Annotated in this window: 17 protein-coding genes; 7 read left to right on the top strand and 10 right to left on the bottom strand. The window is 54.1% G+C overall.

Annotated features, from left to right (window positions below; all coding sequences use genetic code 11):
- Nucleotides 1–316 precede the first annotated feature (316 nt).
- From fis to msrP, 10 genes are all read right to left on the bottom strand, one after another.
- The gene (gene fis / locus JKP81_RS15255) at nucleotides 317–613 is read right to left on the bottom strand and encodes a DNA-binding transcriptional regulator Fis (protein WP_000462905.1); all 297 of its coding nucleotides are present in this window, start codon (nucleotides 611–613) and stop codon (nucleotides 317–319) included.
- A 25-nt stretch (nucleotides 614–638) separates the two neighbouring features.
- On the bottom strand, nucleotides 639–1,604 hold the full coding sequence (gene dusB / locus JKP81_RS15250; protein WP_044489505.1) for a tRNA dihydrouridine synthase DusB: 966 nt from the start codon (nucleotides 1,602–1,604) through the stop codon (nucleotides 639–641).
- Nucleotides 1,605–1,973: 369 nt separating this feature from the next.
- A complete protein-coding gene (prmA, locus tag JKP81_RS15245) occupies nucleotides 1,974–2,855 on the bottom strand; it encodes a 50S ribosomal protein L11 methyltransferase (RefSeq protein ID WP_200552384.1) in 882 nt (293 codons plus the stop codon).
- Between the two features lie 11 nt (nucleotides 2,856–2,866).
- A complete protein-coding gene (panF, locus tag JKP81_RS15240) occupies nucleotides 2,867–4,318 on the bottom strand; it encodes a sodium/pantothenate symporter (RefSeq protein ID WP_200552383.1) in 1,452 nt (483 codons plus the stop codon).
- Nucleotides 4,308–4,550 carry a YhdT family protein gene (locus JKP81_RS15235; RefSeq protein WP_200552382.1) on the bottom strand — a complete coding sequence of 81 codons (243 nt, stop codon included), beginning with the start codon at nucleotides 4,548–4,550 and terminating at the stop codon, nucleotides 4,308–4,310. Before JKP81_RS15235 ends, panF begins: the two co-directional genes overlap by 11 nt.
- 108 nt (nucleotides 4,551–4,658) lie before the next feature.
- A complete protein-coding gene (gene accC / locus JKP81_RS15230) occupies nucleotides 4,659–6,008 on the bottom strand; it encodes an acetyl-CoA carboxylase biotin carboxylase subunit (protein ID WP_017457283.1) in 1,350 nt (449 codons plus the stop codon).
- An 11-nt stretch (nucleotides 6,009–6,019) separates the two neighbouring features.
- The gene (gene accB / locus JKP81_RS15225; protein WP_131407871.1) at nucleotides 6,020–6,487 is read right to left on the bottom strand and encodes an acetyl-CoA carboxylase biotin carboxyl carrier protein; all 468 of its coding nucleotides are present in this window, start codon (nucleotides 6,485–6,487) and stop codon (nucleotides 6,020–6,022) included.
- Between the two features lie 21 nt (nucleotides 6,488–6,508).
- Complete coding sequence (gene aroQ / locus JKP81_RS15220) at nucleotides 6,509–6,961, bottom strand: type II 3-dehydroquinate dehydratase (protein ID WP_200552381.1); 453 nt, start codon at nucleotides 6,959–6,961, stop codon at nucleotides 6,509–6,511.
- Between the two features lie 235 nt (nucleotides 6,962–7,196).
- Complete coding sequence (gene msrQ, locus JKP81_RS15215; protein WP_200552380.1) at nucleotides 7,197–7,796, bottom strand: protein-methionine-sulfoxide reductase heme-binding subunit MsrQ; 600 nt, start codon at nucleotides 7,794–7,796, stop codon at nucleotides 7,197–7,199.
- Nucleotides 7,797–8,798, bottom strand: a complete 1,002-nt coding sequence (gene msrP, locus JKP81_RS15210) for a protein-methionine-sulfoxide reductase catalytic subunit MsrP (RefSeq protein WP_200552379.1) — start codon at nucleotides 8,796–8,798, stop codon at nucleotides 7,797–7,799.
- Nucleotides 8,799–9,087: 289 nt separating this feature from the next.
- Between msrP and csrD the strand changes: the two genes are divergently transcribed.
- From csrD to yhdP, 7 genes are all read left to right on the top strand, one after another.
- Nucleotides 9,088–11,025 carry an RNase E specificity factor CsrD gene (gene csrD, locus JKP81_RS15205; protein ID WP_200552378.1) on the top strand — a complete coding sequence of 646 codons (1,938 nt, stop codon included), beginning with the start codon at nucleotides 9,088–9,090 and terminating at the stop codon, nucleotides 11,023–11,025.
- A 305-nt stretch (nucleotides 11,026–11,330) separates the two neighbouring features.
- On the top strand, nucleotides 11,331–12,374 hold the full coding sequence (mreB, locus tag JKP81_RS15200) for a rod shape-determining protein MreB (protein ID WP_006818047.1): 1,044 nt from the start codon (nucleotides 11,331–11,333) through the stop codon (nucleotides 12,372–12,374).
- Nucleotides 12,375–12,438: 64 nt separating this feature from the next.
- A complete protein-coding gene (gene mreC / locus JKP81_RS15195; RefSeq protein ID WP_131407861.1) occupies nucleotides 12,439–13,437 on the top strand; it encodes a rod shape-determining protein MreC in 999 nt (332 codons plus the stop codon).
- On the top strand, nucleotides 13,437–13,925 hold the full coding sequence (gene mreD, locus JKP81_RS15190; protein ID WP_017457290.1) for a rod shape-determining protein MreD: 489 nt from the start codon (nucleotides 13,437–13,439) through the stop codon (nucleotides 13,923–13,925). The genes mreC and mreD overlap by 1 nt, the downstream gene beginning before the upstream one ends.
- Nucleotides 13,926–13,932: 7 nt before the next feature.
- Complete coding sequence (locus JKP81_RS15185) at nucleotides 13,933–14,526, top strand: nucleoside triphosphate pyrophosphatase (RefSeq protein ID WP_200552377.1); 594 nt, start codon at nucleotides 13,933–13,935, stop codon at nucleotides 14,524–14,526.
- Entirely contained in the window at nucleotides 14,516–15,985 is a 1,470-nt protein-coding gene (rng, locus tag JKP81_RS15180; RefSeq protein WP_200552376.1) for a ribonuclease G, read from the top strand. Before JKP81_RS15185 ends, rng begins: the two co-directional genes overlap by 11 nt.
- 55 nt (nucleotides 15,986–16,040) lie before the next feature.
- Nucleotides 16,041–19,850 carry an AsmA2 domain-containing protein YhdP gene (yhdP, locus tag JKP81_RS15175; RefSeq protein ID WP_200552375.1) on the top strand — a complete coding sequence of 1,270 codons (3,810 nt, stop codon included), beginning with the start codon at nucleotides 16,041–16,043 and terminating at the stop codon, nucleotides 19,848–19,850.
- Nucleotides 19,851–19,924: the final 74 nt, after the last annotated feature.

The raw sequence follows: 19,924 nt of genomic DNA, 5'->3' as shown, positions 1-19,924 counted from the left end.
ATAGAAGTGAGGACGGAAATTATCTTGAAACGGTTTTTGCAGAAATAGCTCGATAACAGGGCTACGAATTAAATGTTAACGAGTGGCTAAACATTCACTCTGAAGTTGCTATGGTTCTAACTGAAAGAATACTGAATAACCCAATGTAGGGGCTTCTCGTTTACCTGGAAGCGACCGAGCCTCCCGGTCAGTAACATGCATTATTGTTTAGAGTAGTTCGTACTTATGTGTAGTCAATGGTGTAGTCAATGTCATAAAAAAGGCGCTTCCCAATGCCGAGTAGCGCCTTTTTAAACAAACATTTAACTGATTTTAATCAGTTCATGCCGTATTTTTTCAGTTTTTTACGCAGCGTACCGCGGTTGATGCCCATCATCAGCGCCGCGCGGGTCTGATTACCACGGGTGTATTGCATCACCATGTCCAACAGTGGCTGTTCTACTTCAGCCAGTACCAGCTCATACAGGTCATTAACATCCTGACCATTCAGTTGAGCAAAATAGTTCTTCAGTGCCTGTTTTACCGAGTCACGGAGCGGTTTTTGGGTTACCTGATCCTGAGAGTTAACGGTAGAAACGGTCAGTACGTCAGAATTTACGCGTTGTTCGAACATAGTTCTGTCAGCTCTTTATTTCTGTTTACGCAAAATTTTCGAAGTATGCCTCCAACGCCTCCAGCTGTTCGCTGGCATTCTCAATGGCGTTGAATGTGCGCCGAAACTGGTCATTCGGAGCGTGCTCCTGGAGATACCAGGAGACGTGTTTACGTGCGATTCGGTAACCTTTTGCCTGACCGTAAAAGTCATGCAGTTCCCGAACGTGCGCGCAAAGCAAGCGCTTAACCTCTGCCAAAGGCAGCGGGGCCAGCAGCTCCCCAGTGTCCAGATAATGCTGGATTTCCCGGAAGATCCAGGGTCTTCCCTGAGCTGCGCGGCCTATCATCAGGGCATCCGCCCCTGTATAGTCGAGCACAGCTCTGGCTTTAAGCGGGTCAGTAATGTCGCCATTCGCGATAACCGGAATGGAAACTTTCTGCTTAACTGCCCGAATACTGTCGTACTCAGCGTCTCCGTTGAACAAACAGGCGCGGGTGCGTCCATGAATGGTCAGAGCCTGAATACCACACTCTTCAGCCAGTTGGGCAATTTCTACGCAGTTACGGTGTTCTGGAGCCCAACCCGTGCGAATCTTCAGAGTGACAGGAACATCCACTGCATTAACTACCGAGGTCAGGATAGATTTCACCAGATCCGGGTATTGCAGCAGGGCGGAACCTGCAAGCTTGCGATTCACTTTTTTAGCCGGGCAACCCATATTGATATCAATAATCTGGGCGCCGCTTTCCACGTTAATACGTGCGGCTTCCGCCATTTCATCCGGGTCGCTGCCGGCAATTTGCACGGTGCGAATACCGGGTTCATCAATGTGCACCATCCGCAGTCGGGACTTGTCGCTTTCCCACACTTGTGGGTTAGAAGACATCATCTCGGATACGGTTAAACCGGCTCCCATCTCGTAGCACAACGTCCGGAATGGTCTGTCAGTAATGCCAGCCATGGGCGCTGCGATCAGGCGATTTCTGAGCTGGTGGTGTCCGATGCGCATGAGTTAAGAAATGACCATACTGTGACTGCAAGGCGGCGTATATTACGCATTTTTTGCACGAGATGAAAGGCCAAACTTTGAGCAATCCTCTGTTGTAGATCAAGGAATAGCCAGTCCACCGGGGCAATAAACGTATTAAATCATGTTTTTCATAGGGTTATGTAAAAGGTAAAAATTTCACATAACGCATAAATTCGCACAAGTTATCGTTTTTTCACGGGTGATAAGCGGCTGAACTGCTGTTTTTTCAGACAAAAATGACGATTTTTGCGAAGCTGCTCGCAATTTTCTCATCGGCATTTTGGCTGCTTTTTTCGACAGTTCAGCGCGCTGGCTCCACGAAACGTGGCCGGCAGGCCACGTTCAGTTTTACCTTTTCTGTCCCGTAATACGGCACCACTCTTCTTTCTCGACCACCGGGTCAAGAGTAAAGAGCTCTGTATAGGCTTCGCATACGCTGTCTGCCTGGCTGGCAAGGATACCAGAGAGCCCCAGCAAACCGCCTTCGACGGGCAATACGCTGATTAACGGTGCCAATTCACGCAGAGGGCCAGCCAGGATATTGGCGACCACCACATCGGCTTTCATCGCGTCTGGCTGGTCTTTCGGCAAGTACAATTCGAGACGCTCGGAAACACCGTTGCGCTCGGCGTTATCACGGCTTGCCTGGATCGCTTGCGGATCGATATCAATACCGATCGCTTTCGCCGCACCCAGTTTCAGGGCGGCGATCGCAAGGATCCCGGAGCCGCAGCCAAAATCGATCACGGTTTTGCCGACAAGATCCAGACCATCGAGCCATTGCAGACACAAAGAGGTGGTTGGGTGTGTGCCAGTGCCGAATGCCAGACCCGGATCGAGCATCACATTCACCGCATTGGCATCCGGCACGTCGCGCCAGCTCGGGCAGATCCACAGTCGCTCGCCAAAGCGCATCGGGTGGAAGTTATCCATCCATTCGCGCTCCCAGTCCTTATCTTCCAGTTGCTCAATTTTGTGGGCGAAACCTTCGCCGAGCAGCGGGTGAAAAGCGAGTTGGGCAACAACTTCTGCCATCTCGGTTTCCGCGTCGAACAGGCCGATAACGTCGGTATCTCCCCACAGCCGGGTTTCACCCGGCAGCGGTTCAAATACGGGCGTGTCGTGCGTGTCCTGGAAGGTAATGGACACCGCGCCTGCTTCCATCAGAGCATCGCTCAGATCTTCCGCATTCGCGCCGGTGGTGTTCAGTTTCAGTTGGATCCAAGGCATGGCATAACTCTTTATTCATTAACAGAAATAGTCGGGGTTTGCTGTGCGGGTTGACCGAAACGGTTCCCGACAATGAAGGCCAGCAAACTTAACAGCAGCGAGGGCACAATCGGATGGAAGCCCAGGTACTGAATATTAAAGGTGGCGAGCGCGGCATACAGCGCACCGCCAACAATCATGGCGCTGAGCGCGCCGGTGGAATTAGCGCGATCCCAGTAAAGACCCAGCACCAATGGCCACAGAAATACCGCTTCAAGCCCGCCAAACGCCAGCAGGTTCAGCCAGATGATCATCTCTGGCGGACGCCATGCGGCCAGCATCATCAAAATGCCGAGTACCAGCGTTGTAATGGTGGAAATGCGTTTTAAGCGTGGTTCATGACGAATTTTAGTCGGCTGCGCGCTTAACCACAGATCTTTGATGATCGTCGCGGAAGCCTGCAACAGATGCGCGTTGACGTTGGACATGATCGCGGCCATCGGTGCGGCAAGGAACAGCCCTGCGGCCCACGGCGGCAACACTTCGACCATCAGTGTAGGAATGACCTGATCCGGCACCGACAGATTCGGCAGCACAGCGCGGCCAAGCGCGCCCGCTAGGTGCATTCCCAGCATCAACAGCGCGATGACGATGGTGCCGATAATGATCCCACGGTGCACCGACTTGCTGTCTTTATACGAAATACAGCGCACAGCGGTATGCGGCAGACCGATAACGCCAAAACACACCAGCACCCAAAACGAGGTCATAAACGCCGGGGAAAGGATGTCGTGTGCGCCCTGCGGGCTAACCAGTTTAGGATCGATATGCTGCAAGGTATCAACGGCGTTATGTAAACCGCCCGCCGCATGGATCACGCCGACCAGTAACACCAGCGTACCGATCAACATCACCATGCCTTGCATGGTGTCGTTCAGGACGCTGGCGCGAAAACCGCCAAACGCCGTATACAACGCGATGGTAATGCCGAAGATCAGCAGGCCCGATTCGTATTTGATGCCAGCTGCGGTCTCCAGCAGACGCGCGCCGCCGATAAACTGCACGGCAATCGCACCGACAAATGCCACCAACAAGCTGACACTGGCAATCCACACGACTGCACGGCTCTGGTAGCGCGCCATCAGCATGTCGTTGAGCGTAATCGCATTGTAGCGACGCGCCAGAATCGCGAATTTCTTGCCGAGAATGCCCAGCGACAACCAAATGGTGGGAACCTGGATCATCGCCAGCAGCACCCAACCAAGGCCAAATTTGTACGCGGCTCCCGGCCCGCCAATAAAAGAACTGGCGCTGACATAGGTTGCGGTCAGCGTCATCGCCAGCACAAATCCGCCCATAGAACGGCTGCCAAGGAAGTACTCGCTCAGGAAAGTACCGCTGCTACGCTGGCGCATCGCATAGAAAGAGAGGCCGAAGACGACGATCAGGTAGATTATCAGCACGGCGATAATTTCAGTTTGCATCGTTATCCTCCAGAGAGATATCGCGGAAGATAAAGCGCACCATCGCCCAGCAAAGCAAAACAAATACCAGCGGCGTAAGCAGGCAGGCCAGTTCAAACCAACGCGGCAGTCCGGTGAAGCCCTGCTCTGTACCCGGTAGGTAAGCGCACACTAACCAGGCGGCAAGATAAAAAAGGGTCAGCCACAGCGCCCAGCGGGCTTCTTTGTGAGCCTGAACAAAACGGTTGTCCATTTTTGTCCCTTGTAAATGAAGAAAGCGGGGATTGTACCCTATGGGCAAGTTGAGGGGAGAGAAAAACAAAAAAGGCCGGAAGATCCGGCCTTTTGCGCTGATTGCAGATTATTTTTCCTGCAAACCGAGTTTTTTCTCCAGATAGTGGATGTTGGTGCCACCATGCTGGAAGTTCTCGTCGCTCATAATACGCATCTGCAGATCAACGTTGGTTTTGATACCGTCGATAATCAGCTCCTGCAACGCATTTTTCATGCGCGCAATCGCCACATCGCGGCTCTCGCCGTAGCAGATAAGCTTGCCAATCATTGAATCGTAATACGGCGGTACGGTGTAACCGGCGTAAATATGCGATTCCCAGCGCACACCAAACCCACCAGGGGCATGGAAGCGGGTGATTTTGCCCGGGCTGGGCAGGAAGGTGTTCGGATCTTCGGCGTTAATACGGCATTCCACCGCATGGCCTTTCACCACAACTTCTTCTTGCTTAATGGACAGCGGCTGACCGGCTGCAATACGCAGCTGTTCTTTGATCAGGTCTACGCCGGTAATCATTTCGGTAACCGGATGTTCAACCTGAATACGGGTGTTCATCTCAATGAAGTAGAACTCGCCGTTTTCGAACAGGAACTCAAACGTGCCCGCTCCGCGATAGCCGATATCGACACAGGCTTTCGCACAACGCTCACCGATATAGCGACGCAGTTCCGGAGTGATGCCCGGTGCCGGTGCTTCTTCGACCACTTTCTGGTGACGGCGCTGCATGGAGCAGTCGCGCTCTGCCAGATAGATAGCGTTGCCCTGACCATCGGCCAGCACCTGGATCTCGACGTGGCGAGGATTTTCCAGGTATTTTTCCATGTACACCATGTCGTTGTTGAAAGCGGCTTTCGCTTCCGCACGCGTCATGCTGATGGACTGCGCCAGGTCGGCGTCTTTGCGTACAACGCGCATACCGCGACCGCCGCCGCCGCCGGAGGCTTTGATGATAACCGGGTAACCGATGCGTTTAGCATGGGCGCGGTTTGCATCCATATCGTCGCCCAGCGGGCCGTCTGAACCCGGTACGGTCGGAACGCCAGCTTTCTTCATGGCGGTGATTGCCGACACTTTGTCGCCCATCAGGCGGATGGTGTCAGCTTTCGGACCGATGAAGATAAAGCCAGAGCGCTCAACCTGCTCAGCGAAGTTGGCGTTCTCAGAGAGGAAGCCATAACCCGGGTGAATTGCCACAGCGCCGGTGATTTCGGCTGCGGAGATAATTGCCGGGATATTCAGATAGCTTTTTACTGATGGCGCAGGACCGATACATACAGTCTCGTCTGCCAGCAGTACGTGTTTTAAATCGCGATCCGCAGTGGAATGCACAGCGACAGTCTTGATGCCCAGTTCTTTACAGGCACGAAGAATACGCAGTGCAATCTCGCCGCGGTTGGCGATAACAATTTTATCCAGCATGTGCGCCTCGTTTACTCGATGACGACCAGCGGCTCGTCAAATTCAACCGGTTGGCCACTTTCAACCAGAATGGCTTTCACCACGCCTGATTTATCGGCTTCGATCTGGTTCATCATTTTCATGGCTTCAACGATGCACAGGGTATCGCCCACGTTGACTTTCTGGCCGATTTCGATAAACGCTTTCGCGTCCGGGCTCGGGGTGCGATAGAAGGTTCCGACCATCGGGGAACGTACGATGTGGCCACTGATTTCCGCTGCGGCTGCAGGGGCTTCCGGCGCTGCGGCAGGTGCGACAGCGTTAGACAGGGCTGGTTGCTGTTGCATCATCGGCGCAGCATATTGCTGCATAACCGGGAAGCCAGCATTCGGCGCGCTGCGGCTGATGCGCACAGACTCTTCGCCTTCAGAAATTTCCAGTTCGGAGATGCCTGATTCTTCAACCAGCTCGATCAGTTTCTTAATCTTACGAATATCCATGAGTGGGTTCCGTACTCTTGTTTAGTGTGATTGTGACAGGCGTTTTACCGCCGTCTGTAAAGCGTATGAATAACCTTCCGCACCCAGCCCGCAAATAACGCCCTCGGCGATATCTGACAGATACGAGTGGTGACGGAATGGCTCCCGCGCATGCACATTGGTCAGGTGGATCTCGATAAACGGGATGCCGACCGCCAGCAGTGCGTCGCGGATAGCAACACTGGTGTGCGTAAACGCGGCCGGATTGATCAGGATGAAGTCCATAATGTCTTTAGCCTGATGAATACGGTCGATGATTGCGTACTCCGCGTTTGACTGAAAATGCGCCAGTTCCACATCAAGCGATGCCGCTTCGGTGCTCAAACCGTTAACAATCTCGCTGAGCGTAAGCGTGCCGTACTTATCCGGCTCACGGGTGCCAAGCATGTTCAGGTTCGGTCCGTTTAAAACTAATATGTGGAACTTGCCAGCCATTGTGCCGCTATCTCCTGCGATTCTCGGGTAAAAAACAAAATATACCTTCGATTCGCGATTGTCACCTTTTCAGAGGCTAAAAACCCCTGTCAGGAAAACCAAAGTCGCACATTATAACGATTTCGTAGCAATTGGCAGCTAAATACTGGTCTTATCAGGGAAGATTATCAACCACCGCCCGGAATCTGGCGGCGAATGATAGTAGATCTGCGGAGAACTGCACACAATGAGCGTGTTAACGCCACCATTGGCGAAACTTCTTATAACGCCATGCTAATAGCCCAATTGCGGCGGCAGCGTAAAGAACCGGCTGCGGTGACAAGATTTTCACTGACCAAAGGTAGTGAATCGGCGCGAGGATCGCCACCAGATAGACGAAATTGTGTAGTTGTTGCCAGCGTTTGCCCAGCTTGCGCTGCGCCCATTGCGTTGAGGTCAATGCTAATGCCAGCAAAATCAGCCAACTTACGGCACCCAGCGTTAAATAAGGGCGCGTTACCAGCTCTTGTCCTAATAATGAAAGATTATTGATGCCCAGTTCCAGCAAGGTGTAGCTGGTCAGGTGCAGCGTCGCCCAGGCAAAGCACCACAGTCCCAGCAAACGCCGGGTTCTGATTAATAAAGGTTGTTTCGCGTAGCGTGCGAGCGGTGCTACCAGCAAACTGGCGAGCAGGAATTTAAGCGCCATTCTGCCCGTAAAATGCTGGATGTCTTTCGCCGGATCGGCGCTGAAATAGCCCTGATTCGCCGCCCAGAAAAGCCAAAGTAAAGGCAGCAGACCCGCCAGATGCAATGCGACTTTTAACCATGTCACCTGTTTTGCCGTTAAGCGCACTCAGAAATTCTCCCGCAGATCTAACCCGTGATAAAGCGAAGCCACTTCTTCAGCGTAGCCATTAAATAGCAGCGTTGGCTGACGTTTTACATCCAGCGCGCCGCCGGATCCAATAAAACGTTCCGTCGCTTGTGACCAGCGTGGGTGATCAACACGCGGGTTCACATTGGCGTAGAAACCATATTCATCGGGTGCGGCAAGGTTCCAGGTTGTCGGTGGCCGTTTACTGGTCAGCTTGATACTGACTATCGATTTGATGCCTTTAAAGCCATATTTCCACGGTACAGTCAGGCGGATTGGTGCGCCGTTTTGCGGCGGCAGCGCTTTGCCATATACACCGACAGTAAGCAGCGTAAGCGGGTGCATCGCTTCATCTATACGTAGCGCTTCAACATACGGGTATTTGAGGCCGCCGCCGATAAATCGGTCTTTTTGTCCCGGCATCTGATCCGGTGCGTAAAGTGTCTGGAACGCGACATATTTGGCGTTGCTGGTGGGTTCAACTAACGCCAGCAGTTTATGCAGCGGGAATCCGATCCACGGCACCACCATCGACCAGGCTTCAACGCAGCGCATCCGGTAGATTCGCTCTTCCAGCGGGAAACGCGTGGTCAGCGCCGCGTGGTCGAGCGTTAATGGTTTCGCCACTTCACCATCAATCGTTAATGTCCAGGGATCGGTTTTCATTCCTCCGGCGTTGGCGGCAGGATCGGCTTTATCGAGACCAAATTCATAGAAGTTGTTATAACCGGTGACTTTCTCTTCCGGCGTCAGCGGGAGAGAGGCTTTCCACTGCGCAGGTTGCGTGAAATCGAGCGGTTTTCCTGACGGCGCTTTTGGCCGGTCATTGCCTTTAAACCAGTCCAACAGATCGGCCCGCGCACCGGGTGCCAGGGTCAATGCCGAGGCGCTAATTCCCAGCATTTTCAGCACCTGGCGGCGCTGTAACATAAAAACGGATTCCGCAGTGACATCGGCTTCGGTTAGTTTTTTCTTCATCACATCCTCCGTTAGTCTCTCGTCAAGCATGGTGTAAGCGCAGCGTGAGCGCGAGCACGAGTGTGTTACCAAACATTGTAAATAGTCAGGTTAAGACATTTTTCAGGCTTATTGATTGTTGGCAAAAAATTTCTGAGGTCTATACTCGCAGATATGAAACGCGGTGCCAGTTTTCCCTGCCGCCTGCACGCTATCCCGGGACGCGGGTAGACATCAAAGTTAGTACTTACTTCAATGACGTAACCCTGAGCGGTATCGTTTCGTTCTTTATACAAGCGGAGTTAACACAAGGATGCGATTAACGACGAAATTTTCAGCTTTTGTGACGCTACTGACAGGACTGGCGTTTTTCGTCACCCTGATTGGGTGTTCACTGAGCTTCTATAATGCGATTCAAAACAAGGTTGCCAATCGTGTGGAAGCGGTGGCGGCGATTGTCGATACACGCTTGATCTCAACACCGATTTCCCGGCTGTTGCCGCAGCTCGATGAACTGATGGTGCCGGTAGACATTATCGAGATTCAGATTAAGCAAGGCCGGCGCACGGTGCTCAGCTATTCGCATAACGGAAGTTATCGCCCGGCGGGCAGCAACTATCAATATCGTGAACTGCATATTCCCTCCCTGAAAAATCCCGGTTTCACCTTCACGCTGGTTTACCAGGATCCCATGGCGAACTACTTTCGTTCGTTGTTAACCACCGCGCCGCTGACAGTGGCGATCGCTTTTATGATAGTGATCCTCTTTCTTTCCGTACGCTGGCTACGGCGACAGCTTTCCGGGCAGGAACTGCTGGAGACACGCGCAACTCGGATCCTCAACGGCGAGCGCGGGCCGCAGGTTCGCGGCAGCATTTATGAGTGGCCATCGCGCACCAGCAGCGCGCTGGATGTGCTGTTGACCGATATTCAGTTTGCCAGCGATCAACGTAGCCGTTTGGATACGCTAATTCGCTCCTACGCCGCGCAGGACACGCGCACCGGCCTGAATAACCGCCTGTTTTTTGATAACCAGCTCGCCACGCTGCTGGAAGATCAGGAAAAAGTGGGCTCGCACGGCGTGGTGATGATGATCCGTTTGCCGGACTTTGATCTGCTGCGAGATAGCGGCGGAACCACCACCGAAGAGTATCTCTTTACGCTCATTAACCTGCTTTCTACCTTTATTATGCGTTATCCCGGCGCGTTACTGGCGCGCTACCATCGCAGCGACTTCGCCGTGCTGCTGCCGCATCGCACATTAAAGGAGGCGGAGAGCATTGCCGGGCAGATCCTAAAAGCGGTGGAAGGGTTACCCCCGAACAAAACACTTACCCGAGAAGACATCATGCACATTGGGATTTGCGCCTGGCGCAGCGGGCAACCCGGTGTGCAAGTCATGGAGCATGCCGAAGCCGCAGCACGCAACGCGGTGTTACAGGGCGGAAACAGTTGGTCAGTGTATGACGCCACATTGCCGGAACAAGGTCGCGGAAATGTGCGCTGGCGGACGCTGATTGAGCAGATGCTGAGTCGCGGTGGGCCGCGCGTTTATCAGAAACCAGCGATTAACCGTGACGGTCAGGTTCACCACCGCGAACTGATGTGCCGCATATTCGACGGTGAACAAGAAGTGATTGCTGAAGAGTATATGCCCATGGTGCAGCAGTTTGGCCTGGCTGAAGAGTATGACCGCCTGCAGGTGACGCGTCTGATTCCGTTTATGGGTTTTTGGCCGGAAGAAAACCTCGCCATGCAAATAACAGTGGAATCATTGATCCGCCCCCGTTTTCAACGCTGGCTACGCGATATATTAATGCAGTGCGAAAAATCTCAACGTAAACGGATTATTTTTGAACTTGCTGAGGCGGATGTTTGTCAACATATCAGCCGGTTACAGTCGGTGGTGCGTTTAATCAACGCATTAGGTGCCCGCGTAGTGGTCAATCAGGCGGGTCTGACGTTGGTGAGCACCAGTTGGATTAAAGCGTTGGATGTTGAGTTATTAAAGCTGCATCCGGGGCTGGTCAGGAACATTGAAAAGCGCACCGAAAATCAGCTTCTGGTGCAGAGCCTCGTCGAAGCGTGCAAAGGCACACGAACGCGAGTTTTCGCGACCGGCGTTCGCTCTCGTGGCGAATGGCAGATGCTGGTGGAACGGGGTGTTGTGGGTGGGCAGGGCGATTTTATCGCGGCTTCTCAACCGCTCGATACCAATGTGAAAAAATATTCGCAAAGATACTCGGTTTGAACTGCTGTTTAAGTCGTTTTCACGTAGAATAACGCGCGCTGCCATGTTTGGGGGTGTGCGTGCCTGCCCGCCGGATTATCGCAGTGAACAAAGCCGGTTTGTCCTTATGAAAAACTGCAAACGCAACAGGCTGGAAGATTGGCTTTTTTTACTTCCAGGCAGAATCATGTCGTTTTGCAACAAAGGAAACAAACTGCACTAATTTTCACCGTAGCAGATGATTCTTATGCCTTGTCGCTGCTACGTGTGGTTGGTAAAGTAAGCGGATTTTGTTTCCGCCCCAGCTTTCAGGATTATCCCTTAGTATGTTGAAAAAATTTCGTGGCATGTTTTCCAATGACCTGTCCATTGACCTGGGTACCGCGAATACCCTGATTTATGTAAAAGGACAAGGCATCGTACTGAATGAGCCTTCCGTGGTGGCCATTCGCCAGGATCGTGCCGGTTCACCGAAAAGTGTGGCCGCAGTCGGTCATGAAGCGAAACAGATGCTTGGTCGTACGCCGGGCAATATCGCTGCCATCCGCCCGATGAAAGACGGCGTAATCGCCGACTTCTTCGTGACCGAAAAAATGCTTCAGCACTTTATCAAACAAGTGCACAGCAACAGCTTTATGCGTCCGAGCCCGCGCGTTCTGGTTTGTGTGCCGGTTGGCGCCACCCAGGTTGAACGCCGCGCTATTCGTGAATCCGCGCAGGGTGCTGGTGCTCGTGAAGTGTTCCTGATTGAAGAACCGATGGCGGCCGCAATCGGCGCTGGCTTACCGGTTTCTGAAGCGACCGGTTCAATGGTGGTGGATATCGGTGGTGGTACCACTGAAGTTGCCGTTATCTCCCTGAACGGTGTGGTTTACTCCTCTTCTGTTCGTATCGGCGGCGACCGCTTCGATGAAGCGATCATTAATTACGTGCGCCGTAACTACGGCTCCCTGATTGGTGAAGCGACCGCAGAACGTATCAAACACGAAATTGGCTCTGCGTATCCGGGCGATGAAGTGCGTGAAATCGAAGTGCGTGGCCGTAACCTGGCTGAAGGTGTTCCGCGTGGTTTCACCCTGAATTCCAACGAAATTCTGGAAGCGCTGCAGGAACCGCTGACTGGCATCGTGAGCGCCGTTATGGTTGCGCTGGAACAGTGCCCGCCGGAACTGGCTTCTGATATCTCCGAGCGCGGTATGGTATTGACCGGTGGTGGCGCGCTGCTGCGTAACCTTGATCGCCTGTTGATGGAAGAAACGGGTATTCCAGTTGTAGTTGCAGAAGATCCACTGACTTGCGTAGCGCGCGGCGGCGGCAAGGCGCTGGAAATGATCGACATGCACGGCGGCGACTTGTTCAGCGAAGAATAGTCCGCGTCAGATGCGAAGCGTATTGTCGCTTCGCATCTGTCTGGCCTGAGAATACGCAAAGCCTATGAAGCCAATTTTTAGCCGTGGCCCGTCACTGCAGATTCGCCTTTTTCTGGCGGTTTTGGTGGCGCTCGGAGTCATTATTGCCGACAGCCGCCTCGGTACGTTCAGCCAAATCAGAACGTACATGGATACTGCCGTCAGTCCTTTCTATTTTATTTCCAATGGTCCCCGCGAATTATTAGATAACGTTTCCCAGACGTTGGCGTCGCGCGACCAGCTTGAGCTTGAAAACCGGGCATTACGTCAGGAACTGCTGCTAAAAAACAGTGAGCTGCTGATGTTAGGGCAGTACAAGCAGGAGAACGCGCGTTTGCGTGAACTGCTGGGTTCGCCGCTGCGTCAGGATGAGCAGAAAATGGTGACCCAGGTTATCTCGACGGTTAACGATCCTTACAGCGACCAGGTAGTTATCGACAAAGGCAGCGCGAACGGCGTCTATGAAGGCCAGCCGGTGATCAGCGATAAAGGCGTGGTCGGCCAGGTTGTCGCGGTAGCGAAGCTGACCAGCCGTGTCCTGTTGATTTGCGATGCCACTCATGCGCTGCCGATTCAGGTGCTGCGTAACGATATCCGCGTGATTGCCGCCGGTAACGGCTGCACAGACGATCTGCAACTCGAACATTTACCGGCGAATACGGATATTCGCGTTGGCGATGTGCTGGTGACGTCGGGTCTGGGCGGGCGTTTCCCTGAAGGGTACCCGGTTGCGGTGGTTTCGTCGGTTAAGCTGGATACGCAACGTGCCTACACCGTGATTCAGGCGCGTCCAACAGCAGGTCTGCAACGTTTGCGTTATCTGCTGCTATTGTGGGGCGCAGATCGTAACGGTACTAACCCAAGAACACCGGAAGATGTGCATCGTGTGGCGAACGAACGTCTGCTGCAAATGATGCCGCAGGTACTTCCTTCTCCTGATGCGATGGGTCCGCCTGCGCCAATGCCCGCTCCGGCGACTGGCATTACGCAACCGCCGCCGCAAGTCTCTCCGGGAGGGCAATAGTGGCAAGTTATCGTAGCCAGGGGCGCTGGGTTATCTGGCTCTCGTTTTTAATTGCTCTGTTGCTTCAAATCATGCCCTGGCCGGATGAGATCATTGTCTACCGGCCAAACTGGGTATTGCTCATTTTGCTTTACTGGATCCTCGCGCTGCCGCACCGCGTAAATGTTGGCACGGGTTTCGCGATGGGTGCCATACTGGATCTGATTAGCGGATCCACCCTCGGTGTACGCGCGCTTTCGTTAAGTATTGTCGCCTACCTGGTCGCACTGAAATTTCAGTTGTTCCGTAATCTGGCGCTCTGGCAACAGGCGCTGGTGGTGATGCTGTTGTCGCTGGCGACAGAAGTTATTGTCTTCTGGGCGGAGTTTCTGGTTATTAATGTTTCGTTTAAACCAGAAATTTTCTGGAGCAGCCTGGTCAATGGCGTGCTCTGGCCGTGGCTCTTCCTGTTAATGCGTAAGATCCGCCAGCAGTTTGCGGTGCAATAAGGCGTTTATGACTGATATCTGGCTTGCTTCCGGTTCTCCTCGTCGCCAGGAGTTGCTCACACAACTGGGCGTCACTTTCGCGCGTATTGTTCCGGGTATTGAGGAACAGCGTCAGGTGCAGGAGAGCGCCCGCCAGTACGTGTTACGCCTCGCGCGCGAAAAAGCGCAGGCCGGTGTGGCGATGGCCACAAGCGATCTGCCTGTGCTGGGCGCGGACACGATCGTCATATTTAATGGTGAAGTGCTTGAAAAACCAAAAGACTCCTCGCATGCTGCCAGTATGCTGCGCCTGCTTTCCGGGCAAACACATCAGGTGATGACGGCGGTTGCATTGGCGGATAGCCAACATTTGCTCGATTGTCTGGTGGAAACAGAAGTGACTTTCAGAGTGTTATCGGAAAAGGATATCGCTGATTACGTCGCCAGTGGGGAACCGCTGGATAAAGCCGGTGCTTATGGCATTCAGGGGCTGGGTGGCTGTTTCGTGAGAAAAATAAACGGTAGTTATCATGCCGTTGTGGGTTTACCGCTGGTGGAAACCTGGGAATTGCTGAGCAATTTTAACGCACTGCGTGAGGGAAAAGATAATCATGACGGCTGAATTGTTGGTCAACATTACTCCATCGGAAACACGCGTCGCTTATATTGACGGCGGCATCCTGCAGGAAATCCACATCGAGCGCGAAGCACGGCGCGGGATAGTAGGCAATATCTACAAAGGTCGGGTCAGCCGGGTTTTGCCGGGCATGCAGGCGGCTTTTGTAGATATTGGTCTGGAAAAGGCGGCGTTTCTTCACGCCTCCGACATTATGCCGCACACCGAATGCGTTGCCGGGGAAGAGCAGAAAAACTTCACCGTGCGCGACATCTCCGAGCTTGTCCGTCAGGGGCAGGATTTAATGGTGCAGGTGGTGAAAGATCCGCTGGGTACTAAAGGTGCGCGCCTGACCACGGATATCACCCTGCCATCCCGTTATCTGGTCTTTATGCCAGGCGCTTCCCATGTTGGCGTTTCCCAGCGTATTGAGAGTGAAGCCGAGCGTGAACGTCTGAAACAGGTCGTTGCGGCGTATTGCGATGAGCAGGGCGGTTTTATCATTCGCACTGCGGCTGAAGGCGTGTGCGAAGAGGATCTCGCCTCCGATGCGGCGTATCTCAAGCGCGTCTGGACGAAGGTGATGGAGCGTAAAAAGCGCCAGCAAAGCCGCTGTAAACTCTACGGCGAACTGGCGCTGGCGCAGCGTGTGCTGCGTGATTTCGCCGACGCTCACCTGGATCGTATCCGTGTGGATTCGCGTCTGACGTTTGAAGCGCTGCTGGAGTTCACGGCGGAATACATTCCTGAGATGACCAGCAAGCTCGAACACTACAGCGGCCGCCAGCCGATTTTCGATCTATACGATGTGGAGAACGAAATTCAGCGCGCGCTTGAGCGCAAAGTGGAGCTGAAGTCCGGCGGCTATCTGATCATCGATCAAACCGAAGCGATGACCACCGTTGATATCAACACCGGTGCGTTTGTCGGCCATCGCAATCTCGACGACACCATCTTCAACACCAACATTGAAGCCACGCAGGCCATTGCCCGCCAGCTGCGCTTACGCAATCTGGGCGGCATTATCATCATCGATTTTATCGATATGAATAATGACGATCATCGCCGTCGCGTGTTGCACTCGCTGGAGCAGGCGCTGAGCAAAGATCGGGTCAAGACCAGCATTAATGGTTTCTCACAGCTTGGTCTGGTCGAGATGACGCGCAAACGCACGCGCGAAAGCGTGGAACATGTCCTCTGCAATGAATGCCCCACCTGTCATGGCCGCGGCACCGTCAAAACGGTGGAAACCGTGTGCTATGAAATCATGCGCGAGATCGTTCGCGTGCATCATGCTTATGATTCCGATCGTTTCCTGGTTTACGCTTCCCCGGCGGTGGCAGAAGCCCTGAAAGGTGAAGAGTCGCACGCGCTGGCGGAGGTAGAAATCTTCGTTGGCAAGCAGGTAAAAGTGCAAATCGAGCCGCTCTATAATCAGGAGCAGTTTGACGTAGTAATGATGTAAGTCGCAGCGTGCTGCGACATGAGCGAGTCTGGGTTTGGTTGACAAGGAGAGAGGCGTGAGGCGACTGCCGGGGATATTGCTGCTTACAGGCGCGACGCTGATTATTATCGCGGCGCTGCTGGTAAGTGGGCTGCGCCTTGTTCTGCCCCACCTGGATAGCTGGCGTGAGCCCATTCTGGCGCGAATCACCGCACAAACCGGCGTTCCTGTCTCGGCCAGCCAGATACAAGCGCGCTGGGAAAATTTCGGTCCTGAACTGGACGTGCGCGACATTAACGCGACGCTGCCCGATGGCGGCGAGCTGTCGGTCAAACGCGTGACGCTGGCGCTGGATGTCTGGCAAAGCCTGCTGCACATGCGCTGGCAGTTCCGTAATCTCACCTTTTATCAGCTGGTCGCGCATAGCAATACTCCGCTACAACGCAATGACACCGGTGAACCTATCACCACGGATCGCATCAGCGATCTGTTTTTGCGCCAGTTCGATCACTTTGATCTGCGAGACAGCCGCATCAGTTTCTTAACGCTCTCCGGACAGCGCGCTGAGCTGGCGATCCCGCAACTTACCTGGCTTAACGGCAACGATCGTCACCGTGCGGAAGGGCAAGTCAGCCTTTCGAGCCTCACCGGTCAGCACGGCATTATGCAGGTGCGCATGGATCTGCGTGACGACAACGGGCTGTTGAATAATGGCCGCGTGTGGTTGCAGGCGGACGACATTGATGTCAAACCCTGGCTCGCCAAATGGATGCAGGATAAGGTCGCGCTGGATTTCGCGCGCTTCAGCCTTGAAGGCTGGATGACATTAAGCAAAGGCGTGGTGGAAAGCGGCGATGTATGGCTGAAAAAAGGCGGTGCCAGCTGGCAGGGCAATAATACGCAGCACCGCATGACGGTCGATAACCTTACCGCCCATGTCTCTCGTCAGCAGCAAGGCTGGCAGTTTGATGTACCGGTAACGCGTATCGCAATTGATGACCATCCGTGGCCGCAGGGCGCGCTGAGTTTTGCCTGGGTTCCGGCGCAGGAAGTGGGCGGTGCCAGCAGCGTGCGCAGTGATGAATTGCGCGTTCGTGCCAGTCACCTTGAACTCAGTGGCTTAGAAGGGCTGCTGCCGATTGCGCAGAAAATCTCCCCGGAGCTGTACGACATCTGGCACACCATGCAGCCTCGCGGCAAGCTGGAACAGCTGGCGCTGGACATCCCGTTGCAGGCGACCGAAAAAACGCGCTTCCACGCCCAGTGGCAGGATATTGCCTGGCAACAGTGGGAATTACTGCCCGGTGTTGAACACCTGAGTGGAACGCTTGCCGGCAGCCTGGAAAATGGTCGCTTAACCGCCGATATCGCGCAGGCGAAGATGCCGTATAAGACGGTGTTCCCCGAACCGCTGGAGATTGAAAAAGGCGTTGCCACGCTGAACTGGCTTAATAACGAACATGGCTTCCAGTTGGATGGGCGCAATATCGACGTTCAGGCCAATGCCCTGCGCGCGCACGGTGATTTTCGTTATCTCCAGCTACAAGGTGATGAGCCCTGGTTAGGTATCCTGGCCGGCATCAATGTGACGGATGCCGGGCAAGCCTGGCGCTACTTCCCGGAAAATTTGATGGGTAAAGAGCTGGTGGCGTATCTGAGTTCGTCGATCAAAGGCGGGCAGACGCAAGATGCCACGCTGCTGTTTGGCGGTAATCCGAAGCTCTTCCCGTTTAAGCACAATGAAGGCCAGTTTGAAGTCTCAGTGCCGCTTCGCAACGCGACCTTTGCTTTCCAGCCTGACTGGCCGGCACTGCAAAACCTCGATATCGATCTCGACTTCCTCAACGATGGCTTGTGGATGAAAAGCAGTAAAGTGGCGCTGGGCGGTGTAACGGCCAGCAATCTGACCGCCAACATCCCGGATTACGTCAAAGAGAAGCTGCTGATTGACGCGGACATTAACGGGCCGGGCAAAGCCGTTGGGCTCTATTTCAAAGAGACGCCGCTGCACGATACGCTGGGCAGCGCGCTGGATGAGCTGCAAATTGATGGCGATGTAAGCGCTCGCTTACATCTTGATATCCCGCTGGACGGGGAGCAGACCGTCGCCAAAGGTGACGTGGCGCTGAACAACAACAGCCTGTTTATCAAGCCACTTAATAGCACACTGAAGAATCTCAGCGGCAAATTCAGTTTCGAGAACGGTACGCTGAAAAGCGAACCACTACAGGCAACGTGGTTTAACCAACCGATGAACCTCGATTTCTCCACCACCGAAGGGGATAAAGCCTATCAGGTGGCGGTGAATCTCAACGGAAATTGGCAACCGGCAAAAACCGGCGTTTTACCCCCACAACTTAATGATGCGCTGCGCGGCAGCATCGCATGGAAAGGCGATGTTGGCGTTGAGTTGCCGCACCGTGGCGGCACCACTTATAAGGTCACTATTGACGGCGATTTGGGCAGCCTTGCCAGCACGTTACCGCCGCCGCTGGATAAACCCGCAGGCAAGGCATTGCCGTTGAAAGTGAAGGTAGAAGGGAACCTGCACAGTTTCGATTTAACCGGTAATGCCGGTGGCAACAACCATTTCAATAGCCGCTGGTTGCTGAATAATAAGCTGACGCTCGATCGCGGGATCTGGACCTCGGACAGCCGTACACTGCCGCCGCTGCCGGAGCAGGCCGGGCTTGAGCTCAACTTGCCGCCAATGAACGGGGCGCAGTGGCTGGGTCTGTTCAGACAGGGCGTGGCAAATAATGTCAGCAGTGCAACCACCTTCCCGCAGAGCATTACGCTGCGTACGCCAGCTCTGACGCTGGGCGGGCAGCAGTGGAATAACCTCAGCATTGTTTCGCAGCCGCAAGGTTCAGGTTCGACCATCGAAGCGCAGGGGCGCGAAATCAGCGGTACGTTGACGATCCATGATAATGCGCCGTGGCAGGCTGCGATTCGCTACCTCTACTACAACCCGTCGAATGCGCCACCGGACGATAACGACATCTCTTCCCCTTCAACGCTGTTGCGCGGCCAGACGCGGGTGGATTTTGCCGGCTGGCCGGATTTGCAGCTGCGCTGTGCGGAGTGCTGGCTGTGGGGGCAAAAATATGGTCGCATCGATGGTGATTTCGCCATTCAGGGCGATACGCTGACGCTGGCAAACGGCCTGGTGGACAGCGGCACTGCGCGGCTTACCGCCGACGGTGAATGGGTCAACCGTGAAGGCGCGGAGCGTACCTCACTGAAAGGTGTACTGCGCGGCGAGAAAATTGATTCAGCGATGGGCTTCTTTGGCATACCGACGCCGGTGCGTGATTCGTCGTTTGATATTAATTATGACCTGCACTGGCGCAGCACGCCGTGGCAGCCGCAGGAAGAGTCGCTCAATGGCATCCTGCGTACGCGTCTTGGCAAAGGCAAAATTACCGATATCAGCACTGGTCATGCCGGGCAGTTGCTGCGCCTGTTCAGTGTCGATTCGCTGTGGCGTAAATTGCGTTTTGACTTCAGCGATACCTTCAGCAGCGAGGGGTTCTGGTTTGATTCCATTCGCAGCACCGCGTGGATCAAAGACGGTGTGCTGCATACCGACGATACGCTGGTGGACGGTCTGGAAGCGGATATCGCCATGAAAGGTTCGGTGAACCTGGTGCGCCGCGAGCTGGATATGGAAGCGGTGGTAGCGCCAGAAATTTCCGCGACTGTCGGTGTGGCGGCGGCCTTTGCCGTTAACCCGATTGTCGGTGCGGCGGTGTTTGCCGCCAGCAAAGTGCTGGGGCCACTGTGGAACAAAGTCTCGATTCTGCGCTACCGCATTACCGGCCCGGTCGATCAGCCGCAAATCAACGAAGTCCTGCGCCAGGCGCGTACGGACAAAAAGCAATGATTTGACGGCATCGGCGAATTGCCTCAAGCTCCTTATATCGCACTTTTTATTGCCCGCTGTGGCGGCAACGACGA

It is taken from the genome of Kosakonia sp. LAM2021 (assembly GCF_016620385.1).
GTDB classification, from domain to species: Bacteria; Pseudomonadota; Gammaproteobacteria; order Enterobacterales; family Enterobacteriaceae; genus Kosakonia; species Kosakonia sacchari.
The sequence above is the reverse complement of the archived record's forward strand: the minus strand, read 5'-3'. Positions and strand labels throughout refer to the sequence as shown.